This is a genomic window from Mycobacterium sp. (genome assembly GCF_035499775.1).
Taxonomy (GTDB): Bacteria; Actinomycetota; Actinomycetes; order Mycobacteriales; family Mycobacteriaceae; genus Mycobacterium.
Genome location: NZ_DATJYB010000038.1, coordinates 1 through 2,011, shown reverse-complemented (window position 1 = coordinate 2,011; position 2,011 = coordinate 1). Strand labels below are relative to the sequence as shown.

1 protein-coding gene is annotated in these 2,011 nt (G+C 68.2%); it reads left to right on the top strand.

Translation table 11 applies throughout. The annotated features are described in order from the left end of the window. Positions 1-383 precede the first annotated feature (383 nt). The gene (locus VML93_RS02265) at positions 384-1,688 is read left to right on the top strand and encodes an IS1380 family transposase (protein ID WP_325607246.1); all 1,305 of its coding nucleotides are present in this window, start codon (positions 384-386) and stop codon (positions 1,686-1,688) included. Positions 1,689-2,011 lie beyond the last annotated feature (323 nt).

The following is a 2,011-nucleotide window of genomic DNA, read 5'->3' as shown; positions in this document are numbered from 1 at the left end:
AGACGCTCGTGCTGATCTCGTGGATCGCACGCTCAGCACCCCGTACCGCGGGTCGACTCGCGCACCAACCGGGCACCAGTCTTTAGCCGCAGAACCGGACGATCGAGTAGACCCCCGGGGGCGTGCGGCGCCGCCGGACCTGCACCGCACGACATTCGAGCGAGCCCGGCGGGACCGTGCCGGATTAAGCATGTGGGGCGCGCGTACTACGGCAAGGTCAGCCCATTCGGCGCCGATTGTCGTGCCGTGCAGGTTCGGACTTAGCCCGGATCCACCGCGTCGGTAGTTCGGTTCCGTCCGGTCGGGGAAGAAGAATGACCTCCTGTGCAGGGCTTTAACGGCTGATTGGCGCAGCCGGGGCCTGCGGACAGGAGGTCACCTTCGTGGTGCATGATGACGAGCCGGTCGGATTGGACGGTCTGCGAGTCGAATTCGACGACGAGCGGGCTGTTTCTGACGCCGGGGTGACGTTGGTCGCGACGCTCGCCAACCGGCTTGGGATCGAGGCGCTGGCAGGACGGGCGGTGCGGCTGCGGCGTGACCGGCCGGGTGCCGCGAACGCGGGGCGCAAGGTGATGGCGATCTTGTTCGCGATGGTGCTGGGCGCGGACAGCATCGACGACTGCGAAGTCCTGCGGGCCGGGCGAACGCGGCGGCTGCTGGGCGGCTGGATGCCGGCGCCCTCGACGCTGGGGACGTTCTTGCGCGCGTTCACGTTCGGGCACGTGCGCCAGCTCGATGCGCTGCTCGGGGAGACACTGGTGCGCGCGTGGCGGGCTGGTGCCGGTCCCGGTGACGGACGGCTGGTGGTCGATGTGGACAGTTTCGTCGGGGAGGTGTGTGGCCGGTTGAAAGAGGGCGCTGCTTACGGGTACACCAAACTGCTGGGGTATCACCCGATCCTCGCCACCCGCGCGGATACCCGCGAGGTGTTGCACATCCGCCTGCGCAAAGGGTCAGTGAACACGCAGAAAGGGATGCTGCGATTCACTGACGAGCTGATCGCTCGCGTCTCTCGCGCTGGCGCCACTGGCGTCAAGCTGCTGCGCGCGGACTCGGGGTTCTGGAACAACAAGGTGTTCAAGCGGCTCGAGACAGCCGGCTGGGAGTACTCGATCGGCGTGCGCATGCAGAAGGGGCTTCGCGAAGCGGTCGAGGCGATTGACGAGAGCGCCTGGCAGAGCATCGAGGACTACCCAAAGGAAGGCGAGGCGCAGATCGCCGAGACCGTCTACGGCGACCGGCGACTGATCGTCCGCCGCACCCGGCTGATCGGGCCGCAAGCCGAGCTGTGGCCCGACTGGCGTCACTTCGCGTTTCTCACCAACCGCACCGAAGAGATCGCCGTCGTGGAGGCCGAACATCGTGACCATGCCGTCGTTGAGCAGGTGATCGTCGACCTCAAAGAACAGGCGCTGGCGCACTTCCCCTCCGGCGAGTTCAACGCCAACGGTGCCTGGACCGTGCTCGGCGCCCTCGCGCACAACCTGCTCAGATGGACCCAGCTGATCGGCCTGCCCGACAGCACCGTCCGCGCCGCCCGCACCCTACGCCGCCGGCTGCTCCAGATCGCCGGCCGACTGACCCGCCACGGCCGCTCCTGGACCTTGCATCTCCCCGCCCGCTGGCCCTGGCACGGCGACTACCTCGCGGCGCTGGCCAGAATTCGCGCGCTCCCCGCCGCCTGACCGCGCCCAGCGCGCTCTCCAACGACGAGCAGGCCCTCTCGCCGACACCGGCGCGCTGACTCCCGAGACGAAACAGACCCAAAACGGCTCGGCGGAACCGCTCACGCCCGCGGTGATCCATCCCACCCGCCACCCGCAGCCCGACACACCGGCCAGAACGCCACCAACGGCAACTCAACGCAGTCGCGCGGTGGATCCAGGCTTAGGGACTTAAATGTTTAGGCCAGGTACCTCAGACCCCGGCCAGGTACCTCAGACCCCGGCCCGGTACCTCAGACGTCGGCTGAGGCCTGCATCAACCCGCGCCGGTGCGCGACCCCCGC